This window comes from Tessaracoccus terricola, from assembly GCF_054776555.1.
This window is the reverse complement of record NZ_BAAHBS010000005.1, coordinates 597069-615417: the sequence shown is the minus strand read 5'-3', so window position 1 is coordinate 615417 and position 18349 is coordinate 597069. Positions and strand designations below refer to the sequence as shown.

The following is an 18349-nucleotide window of genomic DNA, read 5'->3' as shown; positions in this document are numbered from 1 at the left end:
GGCTGAAGCGTACCCGGTCTCAGAACTCGTGCAGGATGCCGTCGCCTGGCTGCAGCGCCGCCCGCACCCTGACCGCCAGCTCGTCCCGCCCCGGGGTGGGCAGTGCGTCGACGGGGAACCAGCGCACGTCGGTGGCCTCGTCGTCGCCGACGCGGGCCGCCCCAGAGATCCAGCGGCAGAGGTAGCCGTGGTCGAGGAACTGGCATTGGTCGCCGTTGGGGTAGGTGACGGGCGCACCGACGGTCAGCCACAGCATCCGCCCAACCTCGATCTCGACGCTCGCCTCCTCCATCGCCTCACGCCGCAGGGTCTCCACCGGGTGCTCGCCCGGGTCGATGATGCCGGAGACGAGCGCCCACTCCCCCGTGTCGGAGCGCTTGATGAGGAGCACCTCCGGGCCGGTCTCACCGTCGCGGAGGATGACGGCCGCGGCGCCGCTGAGCCACAGCGGCGCGTTTCCGATGTGTCGCCTGAGGTCTGAGATGAATTCGGGGATCGGCATACCCCGAACGCTACCGGCAGCTGCGTGGTGGCTAGACTCCGCGACGTGGGAGAACACATCACGAAGGTCCTGGTTGCCAATCGCGGCGAGATCGCGGTCCGAGTGGTGCGTGCCGCGCGCGACGCCGGGATCAGCTCCGTGGCGGTCTACGCCGAGCCCGACGCCGACGCCCTGTTCGTGGGGCTCGCCGACGAGGCCTTCGCGCTGGGCGGGACCACCCCGGCCGAGAGCTACCTGGACATCGCGAAGCTGCTCGACGTGGCGGCCCGCTCGGGGGCCGACGCCGTGCACCCCGGCTACGGCTTCCTCGCCGAGAACGCCACGTTCGCCCGCGCCGTGCTGGAGGCGGGGCTGGTGTGGATCGGCCCGCCACCGGCAGCCATCGAGGCGCTGGGTGACAAGGTGCAGGCCCGCCACATCGCGCAGCGCGTCGGGGCCCCGCTGGTGCCCGGCACAGCTGACCCCGTCTCGGACGCCGACGAGGTGCTGGCGTTCGCCCGCGAGTTCGGGCTGCCGGTGGCCATCAAGGCCGCCCATGGCGGTGGTGGCCGCGGCCTGAAGGTGGCCCGCACGCTGGATGAGGTGCCGGAACTGTTCGGTTCCGCCACTCGGGAGGCGGTGGCGGCCTTCGGCCGCGGCGAGTGCTTCGTGGAACGCTACCTGGACCGGCCCCGGCACGTTGAGACCCAGTGCCTCGCGGACTCCCACGGCAACGTGGTGGTGGTCTCCACCAGGGACTGCTCCCTGCAGCGCCGTCACCAGAAGCTGGTGGAGGAGGCCCCGGCGCCGTTCCTGAGCGCCGAGCAGGAGGCGCTGCTGCGATCCTCCAGCAAGGCCATCCTCGCCGAGGCCGGCTACGTGGGGGCTGCCACCTGCGAGTTCCTCGTCGGGGGTGACGGCACCATCTCGTTCCTCGAGGTGAACACCCGCCTGCAGGTGGAGCACCCGGTGACCGAGGAGGTCACCGGCATCGACCTGGTCCGCGAGATGTTCCGCATCGCCGAGGGCGAGGAGCTCGGCTACGACGACCCGCCGGTGCGGGGCCACGCCATCGAGTTCCGGATCAACGCGGAGGACCCCGGCAACAACTTCATGCCCGCGCCGGGGACACTGACCGGCTGGCACGCACCGTCGGGCCCCGGCGTCAGGGTGGACGAGGGCTACCTCGCCGGCATGACGGTGCCCGGCGCGTTCGACTCGCTGCTGGCCAAGGTGATCGTCGCCGGCGCCGACCGCAAGCAGGCCATCGAGCGCTCCCGCCGCGCCCTGGCCGAACTGGAGGTGACCGGCATGCCCACCGTCGCTCCGTTCCACCGCGCGGTGCTGACCGATCCCGCCTTCACCGCCCCCGACGGCGTCTTCGGGGTGCACACCCGCTGGATCGAGACGGACTTCGACGCCGAACTGGAGCCCTGGACGGGCGGGCCGGCACCGCTGGCGGAGACCACCGCCCGCGAGGTCGTCGTGGTGGAGGTGAACGGGCGCCGGATGGAGGTCAGCCTGCCCGCCGGCTTCGGCGGCGGCAGCTCCGGCCGCACCGCGCGCCCCGGCCGCCGGGCCCGTGGTGGCGCCAAGGTGGCCGAGGCCGGAGGCACCGCGCTCATCGCCCCGATGCAGGGCACTGTGGTGAAGGTGCTGGTGGCCGACGGCGAGGCCGTCGAGGCGGGCCGGCCGGTGGCCGTGGTGGAGGCGATGAAGATGGAACAGCCCCTCGTCGCGCACCGCACCGGCGTGGTCTCCGGGCTGGCGATCGCGGGGGGTCAACCGCTGGCCGCCGGCACCGTCGTGTGCGAGCTGGTAGACCCCTGAGCCACCCCCGTTGACCCGGGGAGTAATCTGGGAGTCCAGTGTCCCAGAGGGAAAGTGCGGGTACAGGGTTTATGGACTTCATCTTCGTGGTGATCCTGATCGCGCTCGTGCTGGGCCCCTTGACGGGGGCCGGGATGCGGGCCAGGAGTCGCCACCTCGGTCATGGAGCGCCGCCGCCCAACTCCTTGTACGGGCCGCAGCAGCCCCGGATGATCCAGAGCCCGTACGCGGGCTACGGCCAACCGGCCTTCGGCGCGCAGGGTTTCGGGCAGGGCTACCAGCAGCCGGAGCAGCCGCTCAGCGACGCGTCCAAGGACTCCGTGGACCAGGACATCACCCGCTTCGGCGGTGAGTTGCGGGACCTGGACCTCGACGTCGTCGGCATCGAGCTCAGCGCCGAGGCGCAGGCCGACTACACCAAGGCGCTCGACGCCTACGAGAACGCCAAGCAGTCGCTGCGCAACGCGGAGTTCGACTCGGACGCGACCCACATCACACAGATCCTGGAGGAGGGCCGCTACGCCATCGAGTGCGTCAAGGCCCGCGCCCACGGACGTGAACTGCCGGACCGACGCCCGCCATGCTTCTTCAACCCGGCCCACGGCCCCTCCACCACGGACGTCGAGTGGGCCCCCGACGGCGGCGTCAGCCGCCAGGTGCCCGCCTGCGCGCTGGATGCCGCCCGGGTGCAGTCCGGTGCCAACCCCCACATCCGCATGGTTCCCATGGTGGGCGGCCAGATGGTCCCCTACTGGGAGGACGAGCGGCAGGCCGCCTGGGCGCGCGGCTACTACGAGCCCTACGGCATGGACCCCGCAATCCGGCAGCTCACCCAGGGCGCGCTCATGATCGGCGGTTTCAGCCTGCTGATGGGCCTGTTCAACGACTAGCTGGTGAGCACGTCCGGCTGGTGGTGGTGCAGCCGGCGAGCAGCCTCCGCCAGGGATCCGCTCATCGACGGGTAGACGGTGAACGCGGCGCTGAACCTGTCCACGTCCATCCGCAGGCCCACGGCGATGGACACCGCATGGATCAGTTCCGATGCGTACGGGGCCACGACGACGCCGCCCATGATGATGCCGGTGGTGGGCAGGCAGAACAGTTTCACGAAGCCGTCGGTGAAGCCCTGCATCTTGGCCCGGGCGTTGCCGCCCAGCGGCAGCAGCACCGACGCCACCCGCACGTCCCCGGCGTCCACCTGCGCCTGCGTGACACCCACCGTCGCAATCTCGGGGGCCGTGAAGACGTTGGAGGAGACCTGGCTGAGGTCCAGTGGGGACACGGCGTCACCCAGGGCGTGCCACATGGCGATCCGGCCCTGCATGGCGGCCACCGAGGCCAGCGCGAACACGCCCGTGACGTCGCCGGCGGCGTAGACGTAACGCACGCTGGAGCGGGAGACCTTGTCCACCAGGATGTGGCCGGACTTCGAGAGCTGGACGCCTCGCTCCTCCAGCCCCATGTCGGCGGTGTTGGGGATGGCACCAACGGCCATCAGGCAGTGGGAGCCGCGGACCTCCCGGCCGTCGGTGAGGGTGACCACGACGCCGTCGCCCTCCACTCGGGCCGCCTCGGCGCGGGACTCGCTCATGATCTCCATGCCGCGGTCCTTGAACGCGCGCTGCAGGACGTTGGCGGCGTCCTGGTCCTCGCCGGGCAGCACCTGGCTGCGGGACGAGACCAGCACCACGTCCACGCCGAGGGCGTCGTAGGCGGAGGCGAACTCGGCCCCTGTGACGCCGGATCCGACGACGATGAGCCGCTCGGGGAGTTCGTCCAAGTGGTAGAGCTGCTTCCAGTTCAGGATGCGGCGGCCGTCGCAGCGGGCCTCCGGCAGTTCGCGCGGGGTGGTGCCGGTGGCCACCAGCACCACGTCGGCGTCGATCTCGTAGTCACCGGTGTCGGTGGTGACACTGACCTTGTGGTGGCCGGAGAGCCGGGCCGTGCCGCGGACCATGTTGACGCCCTCGCGGTCCAGCCGGGAGCGGATGTCGTGGGACTGGGCGGTGGCCAGGTCCCGCACGCGGGCGTTGAGCTGGGCGAGGTCCACGCGGATGGCGGAGCTGAGGTCGTCGTCGCCCTCGAAGTGCAGGCCGAGCTCCGAGGCGCGCTGCATGGTGCTCATCACCTCGGCGGTGGCGATCAGGGTCTTCGAGGGGACGCAGTCCGTGAGGACCGCGGCGCCACCGAGCCCGTCGCGTTCGATGAGGGTGACGTCACCTCCAAGCTGGCTGCCCACCAGCGCCGCCTCGTACCCGCCGGGTCCACCACCGATGATCACTACCTTCGTCACGTCCTCCATCCTTTCACAGCACACGACGGGCGGCCTCACACTAGGCTGGCGGCGTGAGCACTGCAGCAACTGGAACCCCTGACCCGAAGCAGGCCGCGGGCGACGCCGCCGGCTTCCTCGCCGACACCCTCGGGGTGCCGTCGATCGACATCGCACTGGTACTCGGCTCCGGCTGGTCCACGGGCGCGGACAGCCTCGGGGAGCCGCTGGGCCAGATCGCCCTCGGCGACGTGCCCGGCTTCAGCAAGCCCGTGGTCAGCGGCCACGGCGGCGAACTGCGGCTGGTGCGCACCGGGGCGGGCAAGGTGGCGGCCGTGTTCACCGGCCGCACCCACTACTACGAGGGGCGCGGCGTGGAACCCGTCGTGCACGGCGTCCGCACCGCCGCCGCCTGGGGTGCCCGCACGCTGGTACTGACCAACGGCTGCGGCGGCCTCAATCCGGCCTGGGTGCCGGGCACCGTCGTCCTGATCGGGGACCACATCAACCTCACCGGCGCCACTCCCCTGCGCGGAGCCACGTTCATCGACATGACCGAGGCCTACTCCCGGCGCCTGCGAGCGCTGGCCCACCGCGTCGACGACTCCCTGCCCGAGGGCGTCTACGTCCAGTTCAGCGGCCCCCAGTACGAGACGCCCGCCGAGGTCCGGATGGCCGGCGCGCTGGGCGGCGACCTCGTCGGCATGTCCACCACCCTCGAGACCATCGCGGCCCGCGAGGCCGGGCTGGAGGTGCTGGGACTCTCCCTGGTGACCAATGCGGCGGCCGGCCTCGGCGAGGCGGACCTGGACCACGCCGAGGTGATCCAGACCGGCAAGGACGCCGGCCCACGGCTGGCGAAGCTGCTGGCGGACATCGTCGGGGTGCTCTAGGAGGCCGTGGCAATGACTGACGCTGTGCTGGCGCAGGCGCGCGACTGGCTCGCCGAGGACCCGGACCCGGACACCGTCGCAGAACTGCAGGCGCTGCTCTCGGCAGCCGAGGGCGGCGACGAGGCGGCCGTGGCCGAGTTGCAGGTGGCGTTCGCCGGGCCTCTCGAGTTCGGCACCGCAGGGCTGCGCGGCCGGATCGGCCCCGGCCCGGGGCAGATGAACCGCGTGGTGGTGGGCCAGGCCGCCGCCGGGTTCGCCGCCTGGCTGACCCGGCAGGGGCTGGCCGGCGGGAAGGTCCTGATCGGCTACGACGCGCGCCGCAAGTCCGACGAGTTCGCCCGCGAGACCGCGGAGGTCTTCGCCGGGCAGGGGTTCGAGCCCATCCTCACGGACCGCCCCACCCCCACCCCGGTGGTGGCGTTCGGCATCCAGCACCTCGGCTGCGTGGCCGGCATCGTCGTCACCGCCTCCCACAACCCACCGGCGGACAACGGCTACAAGGTCTACCTGGGCGACGGCTCCCAGATCATCCCGCCCGTCGACGGCGAGATCTCCGACTGCATCCGCAAGGTCACGCCGCAGCTGCTGCGCGCGATGGAGCGGGTGGGTGGGTACGAGCAAATCGGCGACGAACTCCTGGCCGCCTACGTCGCCCGCGCCGCCACGCTGGTCCCCGGCGAGGCGCCGCGCGACGTGGTGTGGGTGCACACCGCCATGCACGGCGTCGGGGCCGCCCCGATGCGGGCGGTCGCGGAGGGTGCCGGATTCCCGGCGCCCCTGGAGGTCGCCCAGCAGGCCGAACCGGATGCGGAATTCCCCACCGTCGCGTTCCCCAACCCGGAGGAGAAGGGTGCCATCGACCTGGCGCTGGCCCTCGCCGAGGAACGGGGCGCCGACGTCGTGGTGGCCAACGACCCGGACGCGGACCGCTGCGCGGTCGCCGCCGTCGTCGACGGCTCGTGGCGGATGCTGACCGGCGACGAGCTCGGCGGCCTCCTCGGCGACTACGCCATCCGCCGCGGCGTCCCGGGACGCTTCGCCAACTCGGTGGTCTCCTCCACGCTCCTGCGTGACCTGGCGACGGCCGCCGGGCGCGAGCACCGCACCACCCTCACCGGGTTCAAGTGGATCGGCCGCGTGCCGGACCTCGCCTTCGGCTACGAGGAGGCCATCGGCTACTGCTGCGACTCGGCGGCCGTCCCGGACAAGGACGGCCTGACCGCCGCGCTCACTGTGCTGCGCCTCGTCGCGGAGCTGAAGTCGCAAGGCCGCACCCTGGCCGACCGGCTCGACGAGATCTCGGCCAACCACGGCCTGCACGCCACCAGCCAGCTCTCGGTCCGGGTGGAGGAGCTCTCCGTGATCGCCGACGCCATGGCGCGGCTGCGGGCCGATCCTCCCGCCGAACTGCTGGGTGAGCCCGTCACGGTGGTGGACCTGGCTGCCGGCTCCGAGGCACTGCCCGCCACCGACGCGGTGGAACTGACCGGGCGCAGGCTGCACGTCGTCGCCCGCCCCTCGGGCACCGAGCCCAAGCTGAAGTGCTATCTGGAGTTGGTGCTCACGCCGCAGGAGTCCGCCGACGCCGCCGCGGCCCGCGCCCGCGCGGCCGGGGAACTGGAGCAGTTGCGTGCGGAGATGGCGGCCGCGCTGGGGGTCTGAGCCGCAGCCGTGGTTGGGGGCGCCGGTACGCTTGTTGCCATGAGAGCGTTGCGTGCTGTCCTGGCTTCACTGGTGATCGGCCTGTTCGGGGTGGTGGCGCTCGTCTCGCCCGCCGCCGCCGACGAGGGCGCCCCCTACACGCAGTTCGACACCACCGTCGAACTCACCGAGGACGGCCTCGCCAACGTCACCATCGAGATGACGCTGGACTTCAGCGTCCAGAGCGGGCGCGGCCCACTGATCGACCTGGTGGACCGCCAGCGCGACGGCGAGAACCCCGACGAGTGGTACTCGTTCCCCATCTCCAACATCAACGTCACCTCCCCCACGGGGGCCCGCACGGACACCAACGTCGAGCGGGGTGGTGGACACGTCACCATCCGCGTGGGCGAGGAGGACACCGTCTACCGGCAGCCACAGTCCTACGTCGTGACCTACACCGTCGAGGGCCTCATCGTCTCGGACCACCCGGAGTCCGGGCTGGACGAGTTCAACTGGACCCCGATCTCCGACGCGATGGCCAGTTCCATGAGTGACGTCCGGTTCACCGTCAACGGCCCCGCCGACGTCTCGCGGACCGCCTGCTTCCTGGGTGCGGGCCTCACCACCGAGTGCACCAGCAGTTCCTCCGGCACCACCGCCACCTACGAGATCGGCGCCCTGACCGCCGGCACCCCCGTCCAGGTCGTCGCCGGTTTCCCCGCCGGCACCTTCGGTGGCGTCGAGCAGATCAAGACCCGGCGCGTTCACCCCGGCAACATGTTCGAGGTCAACGCAGGCACCGGCATCGCAACGGGTGTCCTCGGCATCGGCGCCATCGCGGCGCTCGTGGGCATCAACCGCCGCCACGCCCGCGACGAGGTCTACCTCGGTCTCACCCCCGGCCTCACCCCCAAGGAGGGCGAGAAGGGGAAGGTTGGCCCGGCGGCCGGCAAGCAGAACGTCGCCGTCGCGTTCCAGCCGCCCAAGGGCGCCCGCCCCGGCGAGATCGGGACGCTGATGGACACCACCGCGGACAGCATCGACGTCTCGGCCACCCTCATCGACCTCGCCGTGCGCGGCCACATGCAGATCCAGGCCACCGACGAGCGCGGCACGGGGCACGTGCTCAGGCGCACCCCCAACTCCTCGGACCGGCTCGTGAAGTACGAGACCAAGCTCCTCGACGCCGTCTTCGCCCACGGCGACAGCGTCGGGATGAAGGAACTCTCCGACGCCGACTACCACTCGATCCAGCCGAAGACGAAGGACCGGCTCTACAAGCGCGTCGTCGAGCTCGGCTGGTTCAAGAAGAACCCCAACCACGCACAGCTCAACCCGCTGGTCGGTGGCGGCATCCTCGCGATCGCGGGCGTCCTGCTCACCCTCCTGCTGGCCCAGTTCGGCTGGGGTCTGGCCGGAATCCCGGTGATCATCATCGGTGTCGGGCTGGTGGTGATGTCCAGCAAGTTCCGGACCCGCTCCGCCAAGGGCTCTGCCGTCCTGGCTCAGGCCAAGGGCTTCGAGCTGTACCTGCGCACCGCCGAGGCGGACCAGATCAAGTTCGAGGAGGGCATCGACGTGTTCAGCCGGTATCTGCCCTACGCGATGATCTTCGGCGTGGCGGACCGCTGGGCGAAGGTCTTCGCCGACCTCGGCTCCCGCGGCGTCTACGAGCCCGACCTGGGCTGGTACCACGGGGCGAACCTGTACAACTACGCCTTCTTCTCGATGAGCCTGAACAACTTCAGCCATGACTTCAACCAGGTGATGGCGCAGGCCGCGAGCGCCAACATGCAGGCCCAGATGGCCTCGTCCGGTTCGTCGGGCGGCTCCGGCTTCTCCGGTGGCGGCGGCTTCTCCGGTGGTGGCGGCAGCTTCGGCTCCTGGTAACCAGTTTCCCTGAGGCGCGAGCGACAGCGAGCCTCGAAGGGCTCCGGCTGGCTCGGGACGAGGCCTTCAGGGCGCGCTGGGGAGACTTCCTGGTCCTGTGGCGGTGACGCTCTGGCAGGGCCACAAGGATTAGCGCCCTGAATACCTCGTCCCGAGCCAGCCTTCATGGCAACCTGTTTGCATGGCTTCAGCGAAGATCCAGCTCACGTTCGACGCACACTCACCGCAGGCCCTCGGCCTGTTCTGGGCCGAGGTGCTCGGCTACGTCGTGGACCCGCCACCGGGCGGGCAGATCGGGACGCCGGAGGAGACGTTGCAGGCGTGGTTCACCGCGCTCAAGGAGTTCGGCGTGCCGGAGTCCGAGTGGGACTCACGCTTCGCGGTGATCGATCCCGACGGTGTGGGCCCACGGGTGTTCTTCGAGCGTGTTCCGGAGCCGAAGACGGCCAAGAACCGGCTCCACATCGACGTACGGGCCGCCGAGGGGCTGGCGGGTGACGCACGGATGGCCGCACTGGAGGCCGAGTGCGCCCGGCTGCTCGAGTTGGGCGCCACCCGGCTGCGGCGTCACGAGCCGGAGCCGCCGCTCAGCAACGGCTGGATCGTCATGGCAGACCCCGAGGGCAACGAGTTCTGCCTGGACTGAGCCGGTGCCTCAGGCCTCGGTGTTGATGGGCGCCCAGCTGGGTCCGGTCTCGGCCAGCTTCTCGTCCACCTTCGCGAACAGCGGCGACGGCTTGGCCAAGGGGGTGCCGGCGACGATGGGACGCGAGGCCCAAACGGCCTGCTCCGAGGCGTAGTCGCCCTGCAGGATCGGGTAGTCGAGGCCCTCCTCGGAAACCTCCACCAGCTCCGGCAGCGCCGCCCAGACACCCTCGTTGCCGAGGGCTTCGTGGATCTTCTGCGCCGCGTGGGGCATGAAGGGGGTCAGCAGCGTGTTGCAGTCGCTGACCACCTGCAGGGCCACGTGCAGCACGGTGTCGCGACGCGCGGGCTGGTCCTTCAGCTTCCAGGGCTCCATGTCGGAGAGGTACTTGTTGGCCAGGCCGACGATGCGCATGGCCTCGGTGATGCCGAGCTTGAAGCGGCGGGCAGCCAGGTGCTCGCCCACGACGTCGAACGCCTTGCGCGACTCGGCGAGCAGCGCCTCGTCCTCGGAGCTGAGATCACCGGCCTCCGGGATTGCACCCACGTTCTTGTGCGCCATGGAGATGGAGCGGTTGACGAGGTTGCCCCACTCGTTGGCGAGCTCGAAGTTGATCCGTCGGACGAACTCCTCCCAGGTGAAGTCGGTGTCCTGGTTCTCCGGCCCGGCGACCGCGATGTAGTAGCGCAGCGCGTCGGGCCCGAACTCGGCGAGGAAGTCGCCCACGAAGATGGATGCGCCGCGGGAGCTGGCCACCTTGGAGCCCTTCATGGTGAGGAACTCCGACGAGACCACCTCGGTGGGCAGTTGCAGTTCCCCGAGGGCCTCATGGACTTCGCCGCCCACCTCGCCCTGGCCGTTGGCGCCGAGCAGGATGCTGGGCCAGATCACGGAGTGGAAGACGATGTTGTCCTTGCCCATGAAGTAGAACGACTCGGCGGTCTCGGCGTTCCACCACCTGCGCCACGCCTCCGGGTCTCCGCTGCGGCGGGCCCACTCGATGGAGGCTGACAGGTAGCCGATGACGGCGTCGAACCAGACGTAGATGCGCTTCATCGGGGCGTCGCGCCAGCCGTCGAGCGGGACGGGAACGCCCCAGTCCAGGTCACGCGTGATGGCGCGGGGACGCAGGTCCTTGATGAGGTTGTGGCTGAACTTCAGGACGTTGGGACGCCAGTCGGTGCGCCCGTCGAGCCATTCGGCCAGCTTCTCCGCGGTCTTGGGGAGGTCGAGGAAGAAGTGCTCGGTCTCGACGAACTTGGGCGTCTCGCCGTTGATGCGCGAGCGGGGCTCGAGCAGGTCCGCCGGGTCCAGCTGGTTGCCGCAGTTGTCGCACTGGTCGCCGCGGGCGCCGTCGAAGCCGCAGATGGGACAGGTGCCCTCGATGAAACGGTCGGGCAGGGTGCGGCCCGTGGACGGCGAGATGGCGCCCATCTGGGTCTGCGCCACCACGTAGCCGTTGTCGTGGAGTGCGGTGAACATCTCCTGCACGACGCGGTAGTGGTTGGGGGTGGTGGTGCGTGTGTACAGGTCGTAGGACAGGCCCAGCCCCTGCAGGTCGGTGGCGATGATGCGGTGGTACTTGTCAGCGCACTCGCGGGCGGTCAGGCCCTCCTGCTCCGCCTTCACCTGGATGGCGGTGCCGTGTTCGTCGGTGCCGGAGACCATGAGCACGTCGTGGCCACTCATCCGCATGAACCGGGAGAACACGTCGGAGGGCACACCGAAGCCCGAGACGTGCCCGATGTGACGGGGGCCATTGGCGTAGGGCCAGGCGACGGCAGCAAGAACATCAGCACACATGCGCGACATCCTATCGCTGCATGACACACCCCAAGAACCGCCGCCAACTCGACTGGGGCGGGATGCCATCCTCCGGGCTCCCTTGTACGGGATGCCCGAGGGTTGGTCCGGTCCACGGGTCCGCTCGGTGCTGCGCTTGTGTGTCAGTGCTGCAGGTCTCGCTCAACGCTGCCCCTGCAAGGGCAGCACCGACAGCCAAGCGCAGCACTGACAGCGAACGGCAGCACCGACAGCGGATGGAGGGTCGACGCCCCACGAGGATGGGGCCTCGCTCAGGATCGGGGCAGCACGGTCAGTACGCGCTGCACGTGTTCCCGGAACTCGGCCATGTATGCGGTGAGGACGGCCCCGAGCTGCTCGTCGAGGATCTCCCCGGAGTCACTGATGCAGTCCTGGCGGAAGTGGATGTAGGCCTCCGGCGCGGTCATCAGGCGGGCGTTGCAGAACGCCATCACCGCACGCAGGCTCTGCTGCGCGACGGCGGTGCCGATGTTGCCGATGGACGCGCCGATGATGCCCACGGGGACGTGGTCGAAGGAGTTCTCCCCCCACGGTCGTGAGGCCCAGTCGATTGCGTTCTTGAGTGCACCGGGGATTGACCGGTTGTACTCGGGCGTGACGAACAGGACGGCCTGGACGCCGGCGATCGCGTCCTTGAGAGCACGCCCCTCTGCCGGGTAGTCAGAGTCGTAGTCGGGCGAGTAGAGAGGGAGGTCCTTGATTGGGATCTCGGTGAACTCGAGTTCCGGTGGCGCCACGTTCAGCAACGCCTTTGACAACAACCTGTTGATCGAGGTGGACGACAAGCTTCCGACGAAGTAGCCAACCTTGTAACCGGCCATGCTGGTTCCCTTCTCCTGATCTCCCCCGAGCCCGATCTGGGCGGGTGATCGACTCTACGCCGGGAAGCTTCCGGAAGGACTGGAATCAGACATCCACCCTCCTGAATCCGGGCCAGGCGGCAGCGAAGCAGGCTGCGAGGATCGCGAGGCCGCCCGCCAACCCGGCGGCGGTCTGGTTGACGCCCAGGGAGAAGGAGAGCACGTTCCATCCGAGAGCCATCCACAGCAGGCCCAATGCGACCCACGCCACCACGGACGTCAGCACACCGAGGATGCCACCACCCAGCCACCAGCAGCAGGCGAGCACCACGAGCCCGAGGACGGGAAGGCCGTAGATGGCCAGCAGGTGCTCGATCCCTTCCAGCAGGTTCCCGTTGCTCTCAGGCACAGGAACCGCGATGTTGAAGACGTAGGCCTCGCCCGGAGCGATGCGTTCCTCTGCGATGCGCGCCAGCGCGCCGACGACCTGCAGCACCAACGGCAGCAACAGGCTCGCCGCCGCCGTCACCAGGAACACCCGGCTCCTCGCATGCCCCAGCGCGACTGCGTACCGAGCGCCCCACATCCACAGCGGGACGGCGGCCAACAGTCCTCCGAACGCGATCACCCCTGCCGGTTCGCCGCTGCTGCCCGCGCGGAAGGTTGCGACCGTGATTGCATCCACCAGCCACACAGCTGCCAGCCATCACCATCGCCACCCCCAACGTCCCCCGATGGCGTTGAGAATGCCGGTCACGCCGGCGCCGGTCCGGGCCGGGACGCCCACCTCGGTCCTTGTCGCAGTCATGCTGCCTCCCCATTCTCCTCGCGACCCAACACAGCGGCCAGTTCCTGCAACGTCACGGCCTGAGTGGGCAGTCCGTCGGCGTGCTCCCGGCGCACGACTGCGCTGGCCCGTGCCCCGAGCCGACTCAGGCCACCGAGTCTGGGCAGGGCACCCACCACGTCGGGTGCACCGAGGACGCGCACGTGGGCGCGGGTGAGTTGCTCGGCGTCATCATGCGCGACCAGCCGCCCCTTGTCGAGCAGGACGACGTCGCCGAACAGGCCGGCGGTCTCGTTCACCATGTGGGTGGAGACCACCCAGGTCCGCTCCCCCGTCGCGAGTTCCTCTGCGAGGAGGCGGGTCATGAGTTCGCGCGTCGGAGCATCGAGTGCGAGGTGCGGTTCGTCGAGCAGGGTGAGACGAGCCCGGGTTGCCAGTGCCAGGCACATGTTCGCGGCCGTGCGTCGGCCCGCGCTCAGTTGCCACAGGTGGGAGGTCCCGGGGATCTCGAACCACGCGAACAACTCACGCAGGCGTTCCATGTCGAAGTCTGGGTGGAACCTGCTGAGATGACGGGCCAGGTCCACCAGCCGCAGGTCCGCCGCGAGCGTCCAGCTCACGCCCCCGAGGTGGACCATCCCAGGATGCCATCCGAGCTCCCCCACCGGGATCCCGAACACCGTCGCACGGCCTGAGAACCGAGGTTCCCGGCCGGCGAGCACCCGCAGCAGACTCGTCTTCCCGGCACCGTTGCGCCCGATCAGCCCAACCACGGATCCCGTGGCCAACCGCAGACCGACGTCGGCGAGCGCCACCTTGGTGCCAAAACGGAATCCGAGGCCCAGCCCCTCTGCCTCGACGGCAGCTACCGACTCAGTCATCACCCGACCTCCTCCGCAGCATGGTCGCAGATCGGGCACATCGCCGCCACGCCATAAACTCCAGGCCGTGAGCGGCGAAACGAACCTGATGAGGCTCCTCGCGAGCATGGATCCCGTGCACAAGCCGGGCCGGTTCGTGTTCGCGACGGTCGCGGCCTCTCCGAAGGACGCCGAAGTCCTGGCCAGCGTCGTCGAGGAGGAGGGGCTGAGTGTCGTCGTCTCACAGGTCGACGCGGAACGCCTCGGCCTGCCCTTCGACTACGTGGCGGGCTGGATCACGCTGCAGGTGCACTCCGCACTGGAGGCGGTGGGCCTGACGGCCGCGGTCAGCACCGCCCTCGCGGATGCCGGAATCAGCTGCAACGTGATCGCCGGCCGCCTCCACGACCACCTCCTGGTCCCGGTCGAACGCGTCGACGAGGCCCTGGGGATCCTCCGGGAACTGGCACTCAGCGCTGCGGGGTGACCTGGGCGAAGCGCAGCTTCCACCCGGCCGGCGTCTTCTGCCACAGGTTGAACCGCAGGCGACGCTCCGCCTCGCCCTGCACCCACCGCACGCCGACGATGCCCTCGGAGTAGGCGTCCACGGCCAGCACGTCGAACCCAGGTTCCGTGGGCAGCCAGGCACCGTGGTCGGCCCCGACCACCTGGCCGTCGGCGCTGTGCGCGACGAACTCGGGGTGCAGCAACTCCCCCAGCTTCCCGGCATCGGTTCGCACCTGCTCGGACAGCAGCTGCCGCGTCAGTCCGAGCAGGGCCGCCTTGGTGCGGGCGGTGGCCGTGCCGGGCGTCGACGGCGCGGGCGGGGCCACTGGCTCGGGATCGTCGAGCGAGAACAGTGCAGGGGTCTCCTCCACCGCGTTCGGCTCGAAGCTCTGCGAGCGCGCCTTCGCGTCGGCCGACGGGAAGCCGGGACCGACGTCGGGCGCGCGCCCCTGCATGAACGCCGTCGCGGCTGCGCGGGCGCGTTCGTCGGCGGCCTCGTTCATGGCGTGGCCGGCGTGCCCCTTCACCCATTCGAAGGTCACCTCGCGCCCCTGCAGCGCCTCGTCGAGCTGCTTCATCAGCTCCACGTTCAGGACGGGCTTGCCGTCGCCCTTCTTCCAGCCGCGCCGCTTCCAGCCGGGCAGCCACTTGGTCAGGGAGTTGATGACGTACTGCGAGTCGGCGAGGATCCGCAGCGGCTCGTCGACGTGGGCGGTGGACTGCAGCAGGTCCAGCACCGCCATGAGCTCGCCCATGTTGTTGGTGCCGTGGTCCCAGCCGCCGGCCGCCCAGATGTCGTCGCTGATGTACCAGGCCCAGCCGGCGGGGCCCGGGTTGGACAGCGCGGACCCGTCGCAGGCTGCGACGATCACGAGTCCCAGCCCGCGCGGAAGGCGGTGTAGGACGGCTTGATGATGCCCTCGATGAGCGCCACCCGCTCGTCGTGCGGCAGGAAGGCCGCATTCATGGCGTTGATGGTGGCTCGCTCCACGTCGTCGACGTCCCAGCCGAGCTCGGTCACGAGGCGCTCGAACTCGCGGCTCATCGTCGTGGCGCTCTGCAGGCGGTTGTCGCAGTTCACGGTGACGTTGAAGCCCAGCTTCCACAGCGTGGAGATCGGGTGCTCGGCGATGGTGTCCGCGATGCCGGTCTGCAGGTTCGACGAGGGCGCCACCTCCAGCGGGACCTGCGCGTCGCGCACGTAGGAGGCGAGCCGCCCCAGCCGGGCCCTGCCCTGCTCGTCGCGCGTGATGTCCTCGACGATCCGTACGCCGTGGCCGATCCGGTTGGCGTTGCACAGCTGGATGGCCTCCCACATGGACTCCGGCCCGGAGGCCTCACCCGCGTGGATGGTGTAGAAGACGTTGTTCCTTCGCAGGAACTCGAAGGCCTCCCGGAAGCGCGACGGCGGGAAGCCGTCCTCGGCCCCGGCGATGTCGAAGCCGGCGACGCCCTGGTCGCGGTACTCCACCGCGAGCTCCGCGATGGCGAGCGTGGGCTCACCGTGCCGCATGGAGGTCACCAACTGGCGGGCGACGATGGCGTGGCCGGAGGCCTCTGCCTCGGCCATGCCCGAGTCCAGGCCGTCGCGGACCGCCTCCACCACCTCGCGCAGTGTCAGCCCCTGGGCGAGGTGCTGCTCGGGGGCGTAGCGGGCCTCGGCGTAGACGACGCCGTCGAGGGCCTGGTCCAGCACGAACTCGTGCGCCACCCGCTTGATCTGCTCGGCGGTCTGCATGGCGGCGACGGTGTGGTCGAAGGTCTCCAGGTAGCGCACCAGCGTGCCGGAGTCGGCCGCCTCGAAGAACCACTTGCGCAGCTCCTCGGGATCCGTGGTGGGCAGCTCGTGCCCGTTGGCTGCGCAGTGCTCGATGACGGTCTGCGGGCGCAGACCGCCGTCGAGGTGGTCGTGCAGCGCCACCTTGGGCAGTCCGCGCAAGTCTTCAGTGCTGAGCATCTGGTCCTCCTTCAGGGCCGTACCAGCGCTGCGCCGGCGGTGGGCCGGGCTGCTGGTGCTGGGGTGGGGGCCCGGGCCGTTGCCCGGGCTGGAACTGGGGTTGCGGGGGTTGCGCCGATGGCGGCGGGAAGCCGGGGGGCGGCGGGGCCTGCTCGCTCCGGCGGCGCTGCCGCAGGAAGGCGATGGCCATCATGAGCACGCCGCAGCCGAGGAAGGCCGCCACCCGAGGGATCCCGCCGAGCAGCTGCATGTCGAAGGCGATGAGCTTGGCCGCCGCTGCCACGGCGATGATCAGCGCGACCGTGAGATCCGCCGCGGCGTTCGCCGTCCGGCGTCGCAGGGCGACCCACACGGCGGCCAGCATCCAGCAGATGGACGCGACGGCGTGTCCGGTCAGGAAGCCGCCGTCCATGTTGCCGAGCAACTGACCGATCCAGGCGCCTCCGATGACCAGGGCGTAGCCGGCGAAGTACAGCCCCACCAGCAGCCGGATGGCGTCCACGACGGGCGTCGGCGGTCCATGGCGGAAGACCATGATGGCGACGCCGAGCACGCTGAGCAGGGCGGCCTGGAGCAGCAGGACGGGCTCCGCGAGCACGGTCTCCGGCGCCTCCCAGACGCCGGTGCTGGTCTTGATGGTGGCGACGAACGCCAGCAGCGTGGGGATGCCGCGGATGATCCCGGAGTACAGCCTGCGGCGCGCCAGCGGCCGGATCTGGACCACGATCGCCAGCACCACCAGCACCAACTGCTCCACCGGGGCGTCGACGCGCCCCACCACCAGTGACAGCGCCAACGCGGAGACCGACACCCCCAGGAACACGTCCTGGCTCCCGTGCGGGTCCGGCCGGGCGCCCTGGGGCTCCGGCAGGGCGACGGCCAGCAGGCAGCCCGCGCCGGCCACGACCAGTGAGAACCAGACCGGGACGCCGCGGGCCACCAGCGAGCCGGCCCAGGCGCCGACGAACAGCAGGATGAGCACCGGCCAGGGCTGGGCCCCCACCCGCACCCCGGTGAGACTGGACTCCAGCGCCTGCGAGCCCGCCTTCTTCAGGTCCGGGACCGGGATGGCCAGCCGGAAACCGACGAGGTAGATCCCCAGCGCCAGCGTGGTGCCGAGTATCAGGTAGGTGTGGATCCCGGAAGGGAACGTGACAGCTCCCAGGACCATCTCCATCATCAGCGCCACGGCCATCACGATCTGGTGGGCGCCCCAGGGCCTGGCGATCGTGGCGGCCAGCAGCAGCGCCGGCGCGATCAGGGCGGCCGGGGAGCCCAGGAAGACGGCCTGCCCGACGAACACGAGCCAAGCCATCCAGACCAGGGCGATGGGCATCCGCCACCGCCAGGCGACGTAGGCGGCCAGCGCGAGGGCGACGCTGACGAGCACGATGGCGAGCCAGCCGGGAATAGTGACCTCCCGCTCCGCACCCATGGCTGCCCAGGTGGCCAACCCGGCCGAGACGACGATCAGTGGTGTGCCGATCTGTGTGGAGCGTGTCCGCCAGAGCAGCACCGTCGTCACCACACCGAGCCCGAGTGCGAAGGCGTAGGTCAGCACGGCGGCGCTCAGCTCGAACGCCATCCCGATGAGCAGGACCAGACCGGCCAGGGTCACTGACGCGCCGAGGCTGTACAGCAGCGTCTGGCCGCGGGCCTCACGCTGCTCGGCGGTCAGCCTAGGTTTCGGCTTGCCGGGCTCCCAGCCGGGTGGCAGCCACTGCCGAGGCCAGTTGGCGGGAGGCACCCAGTCCGCGGGCGGCTCCCAACCCGGCGGTGGCGCCCAACCCGGAGGTGGCACCCACCCGGGGGGCGGGGCCCAGCCCGGAGGTGGCGGCGGGTACTTCCCCGCCGGCGCCGGTCTCTGGGCGGGCCCACGCGAGCTCTGCGGGGGCGGGCCTGCAGGGCCGGACGCACGGTCCTGCCCCGGGTACTGGTACTCGGGCATGGTTCAACGC

At 70.3% G+C, this 18349-nt stretch carries 16 protein-coding genes; 7 read left to right on the top strand and 9 right to left on the bottom strand.

What is annotated here, in order from left to right; translation table 11 throughout:
- Nucleotides 1-19: 19 nt before the first annotated feature.
- Entirely contained in the window at nt 20-502 is a 483-nt protein-coding gene (locus tag ACYU7G_RS12735; RefSeq protein WP_461108382.1) for an NUDIX hydrolase, read from the bottom strand.
- Nucleotides 503-547: 45 nt separating this feature from the next.
- Here ACYU7G_RS12735 and ACYU7G_RS12730 point away from each other — a divergent pair, with 45 nt between their 5' ends.
- A complete protein-coding gene (locus tag ACYU7G_RS12730) occupies nt 548-2311 on the top strand; it encodes an acetyl/propionyl/methylcrotonyl-CoA carboxylase subunit alpha (protein WP_461108380.1) in 1764 nt (587 codons plus the stop codon).
- A 71-nt stretch (nt 2312-2382) separates the two neighbouring features.
- Complete coding sequence (locus ACYU7G_RS12725; protein WP_461108378.1) at nt 2383-3201, top strand: hypothetical protein; 819 nt, start codon at nt 2383-2385, stop codon at nt 3199-3201.
- On the opposite strand, the gene ACYU7G_RS12720 is transcribed toward ACYU7G_RS12725, so the two are convergent.
- Nucleotides 3198-4604, bottom strand: coding sequence for an NAD(P)H-quinone dehydrogenase (locus ACYU7G_RS12720; protein ID WP_461108376.1), 1407 nt, complete (start codon nt 4602-4604; stop codon nt 3198-3200). The genes ACYU7G_RS12725 and ACYU7G_RS12720 overlap by 4 nt on opposite strands.
- A 53-nt stretch (nt 4605-4657) precedes the next feature.
- Between ACYU7G_RS12720 and ACYU7G_RS12715 the strand changes: the two genes are divergently transcribed.
- From ACYU7G_RS12715 to ACYU7G_RS12700, 4 genes are all read left to right on the top strand, one after another.
- Nucleotides 4658-5476, top strand: a complete 819-nt coding sequence (locus ACYU7G_RS12715) for a purine-nucleoside phosphorylase (RefSeq protein WP_461108374.1) — start codon at nt 4658-4660, stop codon at nt 5474-5476.
- Between the two features lie 12 nt (nt 5477-5488).
- The gene (locus ACYU7G_RS12710; protein ID WP_461108372.1) at nt 5489-7138 is read left to right on the top strand and encodes a phospho-sugar mutase; all 1650 of its coding nucleotides are present in this window, start codon (nt 5489-5491) and stop codon (nt 7136-7138) included.
- A gap of 39 nt (nt 7139-7177) precedes the next feature.
- Nucleotides 7178-9010 (top strand): DUF2207 domain-containing protein, encoded by a 1833-nt coding sequence (locus ACYU7G_RS12705; RefSeq protein WP_461108370.1) that lies wholly within the window; start codon nt 7178-7180, stop codon nt 9008-9010.
- 181 nt (nt 9011-9191) lie between these two features.
- A complete protein-coding gene (locus ACYU7G_RS12700; RefSeq protein ID WP_461108368.1) occupies nt 9192-9656 on the top strand; it encodes a VOC family protein in 465 nt (154 codons plus the stop codon).
- 9 nt (nt 9657-9665) lie between these two features.
- Here ACYU7G_RS12700 and metG read toward each other — a convergent pair whose 3' ends face one another.
- From metG to ACYU7G_RS12680, 4 genes are all read right to left on the bottom strand, one after another.
- Nucleotides 9666-11459 (bottom strand): methionine--tRNA ligase, encoded by a 1794-nt coding sequence (gene metG / locus ACYU7G_RS12695; RefSeq protein ID WP_461108366.1) that lies wholly within the window; start codon nt 11457-11459, stop codon nt 9666-9668.
- 272 nt (nt 11460-11731) lie between these two features.
- Nucleotides 11732-12301, bottom strand: a complete 570-nt coding sequence (locus ACYU7G_RS12690) for an NADPH-dependent FMN reductase (protein ID WP_461108364.1) — start codon at nt 12299-12301, stop codon at nt 11732-11734.
- 85 nt (nt 12302-12386) lie between these two features.
- The gene (locus tag ACYU7G_RS12685; protein ID WP_461108362.1) at nt 12387-12965 is read right to left on the bottom strand and encodes a hypothetical protein; all 579 of its coding nucleotides are present in this window, start codon (nt 12963-12965) and stop codon (nt 12387-12389) included.
- 119 nt (nt 12966-13084) lie between these two features.
- Nucleotides 13085-13948, bottom strand: coding sequence for an ATP-binding cassette domain-containing protein (locus ACYU7G_RS12680; protein ID WP_461108360.1), 864 nt, complete (start codon nt 13946-13948; stop codon nt 13085-13087).
- 67 nt (nt 13949-14015) lie between these two features.
- Here ACYU7G_RS12680 and ACYU7G_RS12675 point away from each other — a divergent pair, with 67 nt between their 5' ends.
- A complete protein-coding gene (locus ACYU7G_RS12675; protein ID WP_461108358.1) occupies nt 14016-14414 on the top strand; it encodes an ACT domain-containing protein in 399 nt (132 codons plus the stop codon).
- On the opposite strand, the gene ACYU7G_RS12670 is transcribed toward ACYU7G_RS12675, so the two are convergent.
- The 3 genes from ACYU7G_RS12670 to ACYU7G_RS12660 are packed head-to-tail and all read right to left on the bottom strand — an operon-like array spanning nt 14398 to nt 18339.
- Nucleotides 14398-15306: an RNase H family protein gene (locus ACYU7G_RS12670; RefSeq protein ID WP_461108356.1), complete on the bottom strand. Its 909-nt coding sequence runs from the start codon at nt 15304-15306 to the stop codon at nt 14398-14400. The genes ACYU7G_RS12675 and ACYU7G_RS12670 overlap by 17 nt on opposite strands.
- Nucleotides 15303-16391: an adenosine deaminase gene (locus ACYU7G_RS12665; RefSeq protein ID WP_461108354.1), complete on the bottom strand. Its 1089-nt coding sequence runs from the start codon at nt 16389-16391 to the stop codon at nt 15303-15305. Before ACYU7G_RS12665 ends, ACYU7G_RS12670 begins: the two co-directional genes overlap by 4 nt.
- Complete coding sequence (locus ACYU7G_RS12660; protein WP_461108352.1) at nt 16378-18339, bottom strand: hypothetical protein; 1962 nt, start codon at nt 18337-18339, stop codon at nt 16378-16380. Before ACYU7G_RS12660 ends, ACYU7G_RS12665 begins: the two co-directional genes overlap by 14 nt.
- Nucleotides 18340-18349: the final 10 nt, after the last annotated feature.

Excerpts from the sequence above, each read along its gene's own strand:
- ACYU7G_RS12680 (WP_461108360.1), bottom strand. The coding sequence starts at position 13,948 with ATGACTGAGTCGGTAGCTGCCGTCGAGGCAGAGGGGCTGGGCCTCGGA.
- ACYU7G_RS12665 (WP_461108354.1), bottom strand. The coding sequence starts at position 16,391 with ATGCTCAGCACTGAAGACTTGCGCGGACTGCCCAAGGTGGCGCTGCAC.
- ACYU7G_RS12660 (WP_461108352.1), bottom strand. The coding sequence starts at position 18,339 with ATGCCCGAGTACCAGTACCCGGGGCAGGACCGTGCGTCCGGCCCTGCA.
- ACYU7G_RS12735 (WP_461108382.1), bottom strand. The coding sequence starts at position 502 with ATGCCGATCCCCGAATTCATCTCAGACCTCAGGCGACACATCGGAAAC.
- ACYU7G_RS12710 (WP_461108372.1), top strand. The coding sequence starts at position 5,489 with ATGACTGACGCTGTGCTGGCGCAGGCGCGCGACTGGCTCGCCGAGGAC.
- ACYU7G_RS12690 (WP_461108364.1), bottom strand. The coding sequence starts at position 12,301 with ATGGCCGGTTACAAGGTTGGCTACTTCGTCGGAAGCTTGTCGTCCACC.
- ACYU7G_RS12700 (WP_461108368.1), top strand. The coding sequence starts at position 9,192 with ATGGCTTCAGCGAAGATCCAGCTCACGTTCGACGCACACTCACCGCAG.
- ACYU7G_RS12705 (WP_461108370.1), top strand. The coding sequence starts at position 7,178 with ATGAGAGCGTTGCGTGCTGTCCTGGCTTCACTGGTGATCGGCCTGTTC.
- ACYU7G_RS12725 (WP_461108378.1), top strand. The coding sequence starts at position 2,383 with ATGGACTTCATCTTCGTGGTGATCCTGATCGCGCTCGTGCTGGGCCCC.
- metG (WP_461108366.1), bottom strand. The coding sequence starts at position 11,459 with ATGTGTGCTGATGTTCTTGCTGCCGTCGCCTGGCCCTACGCCAATGGC.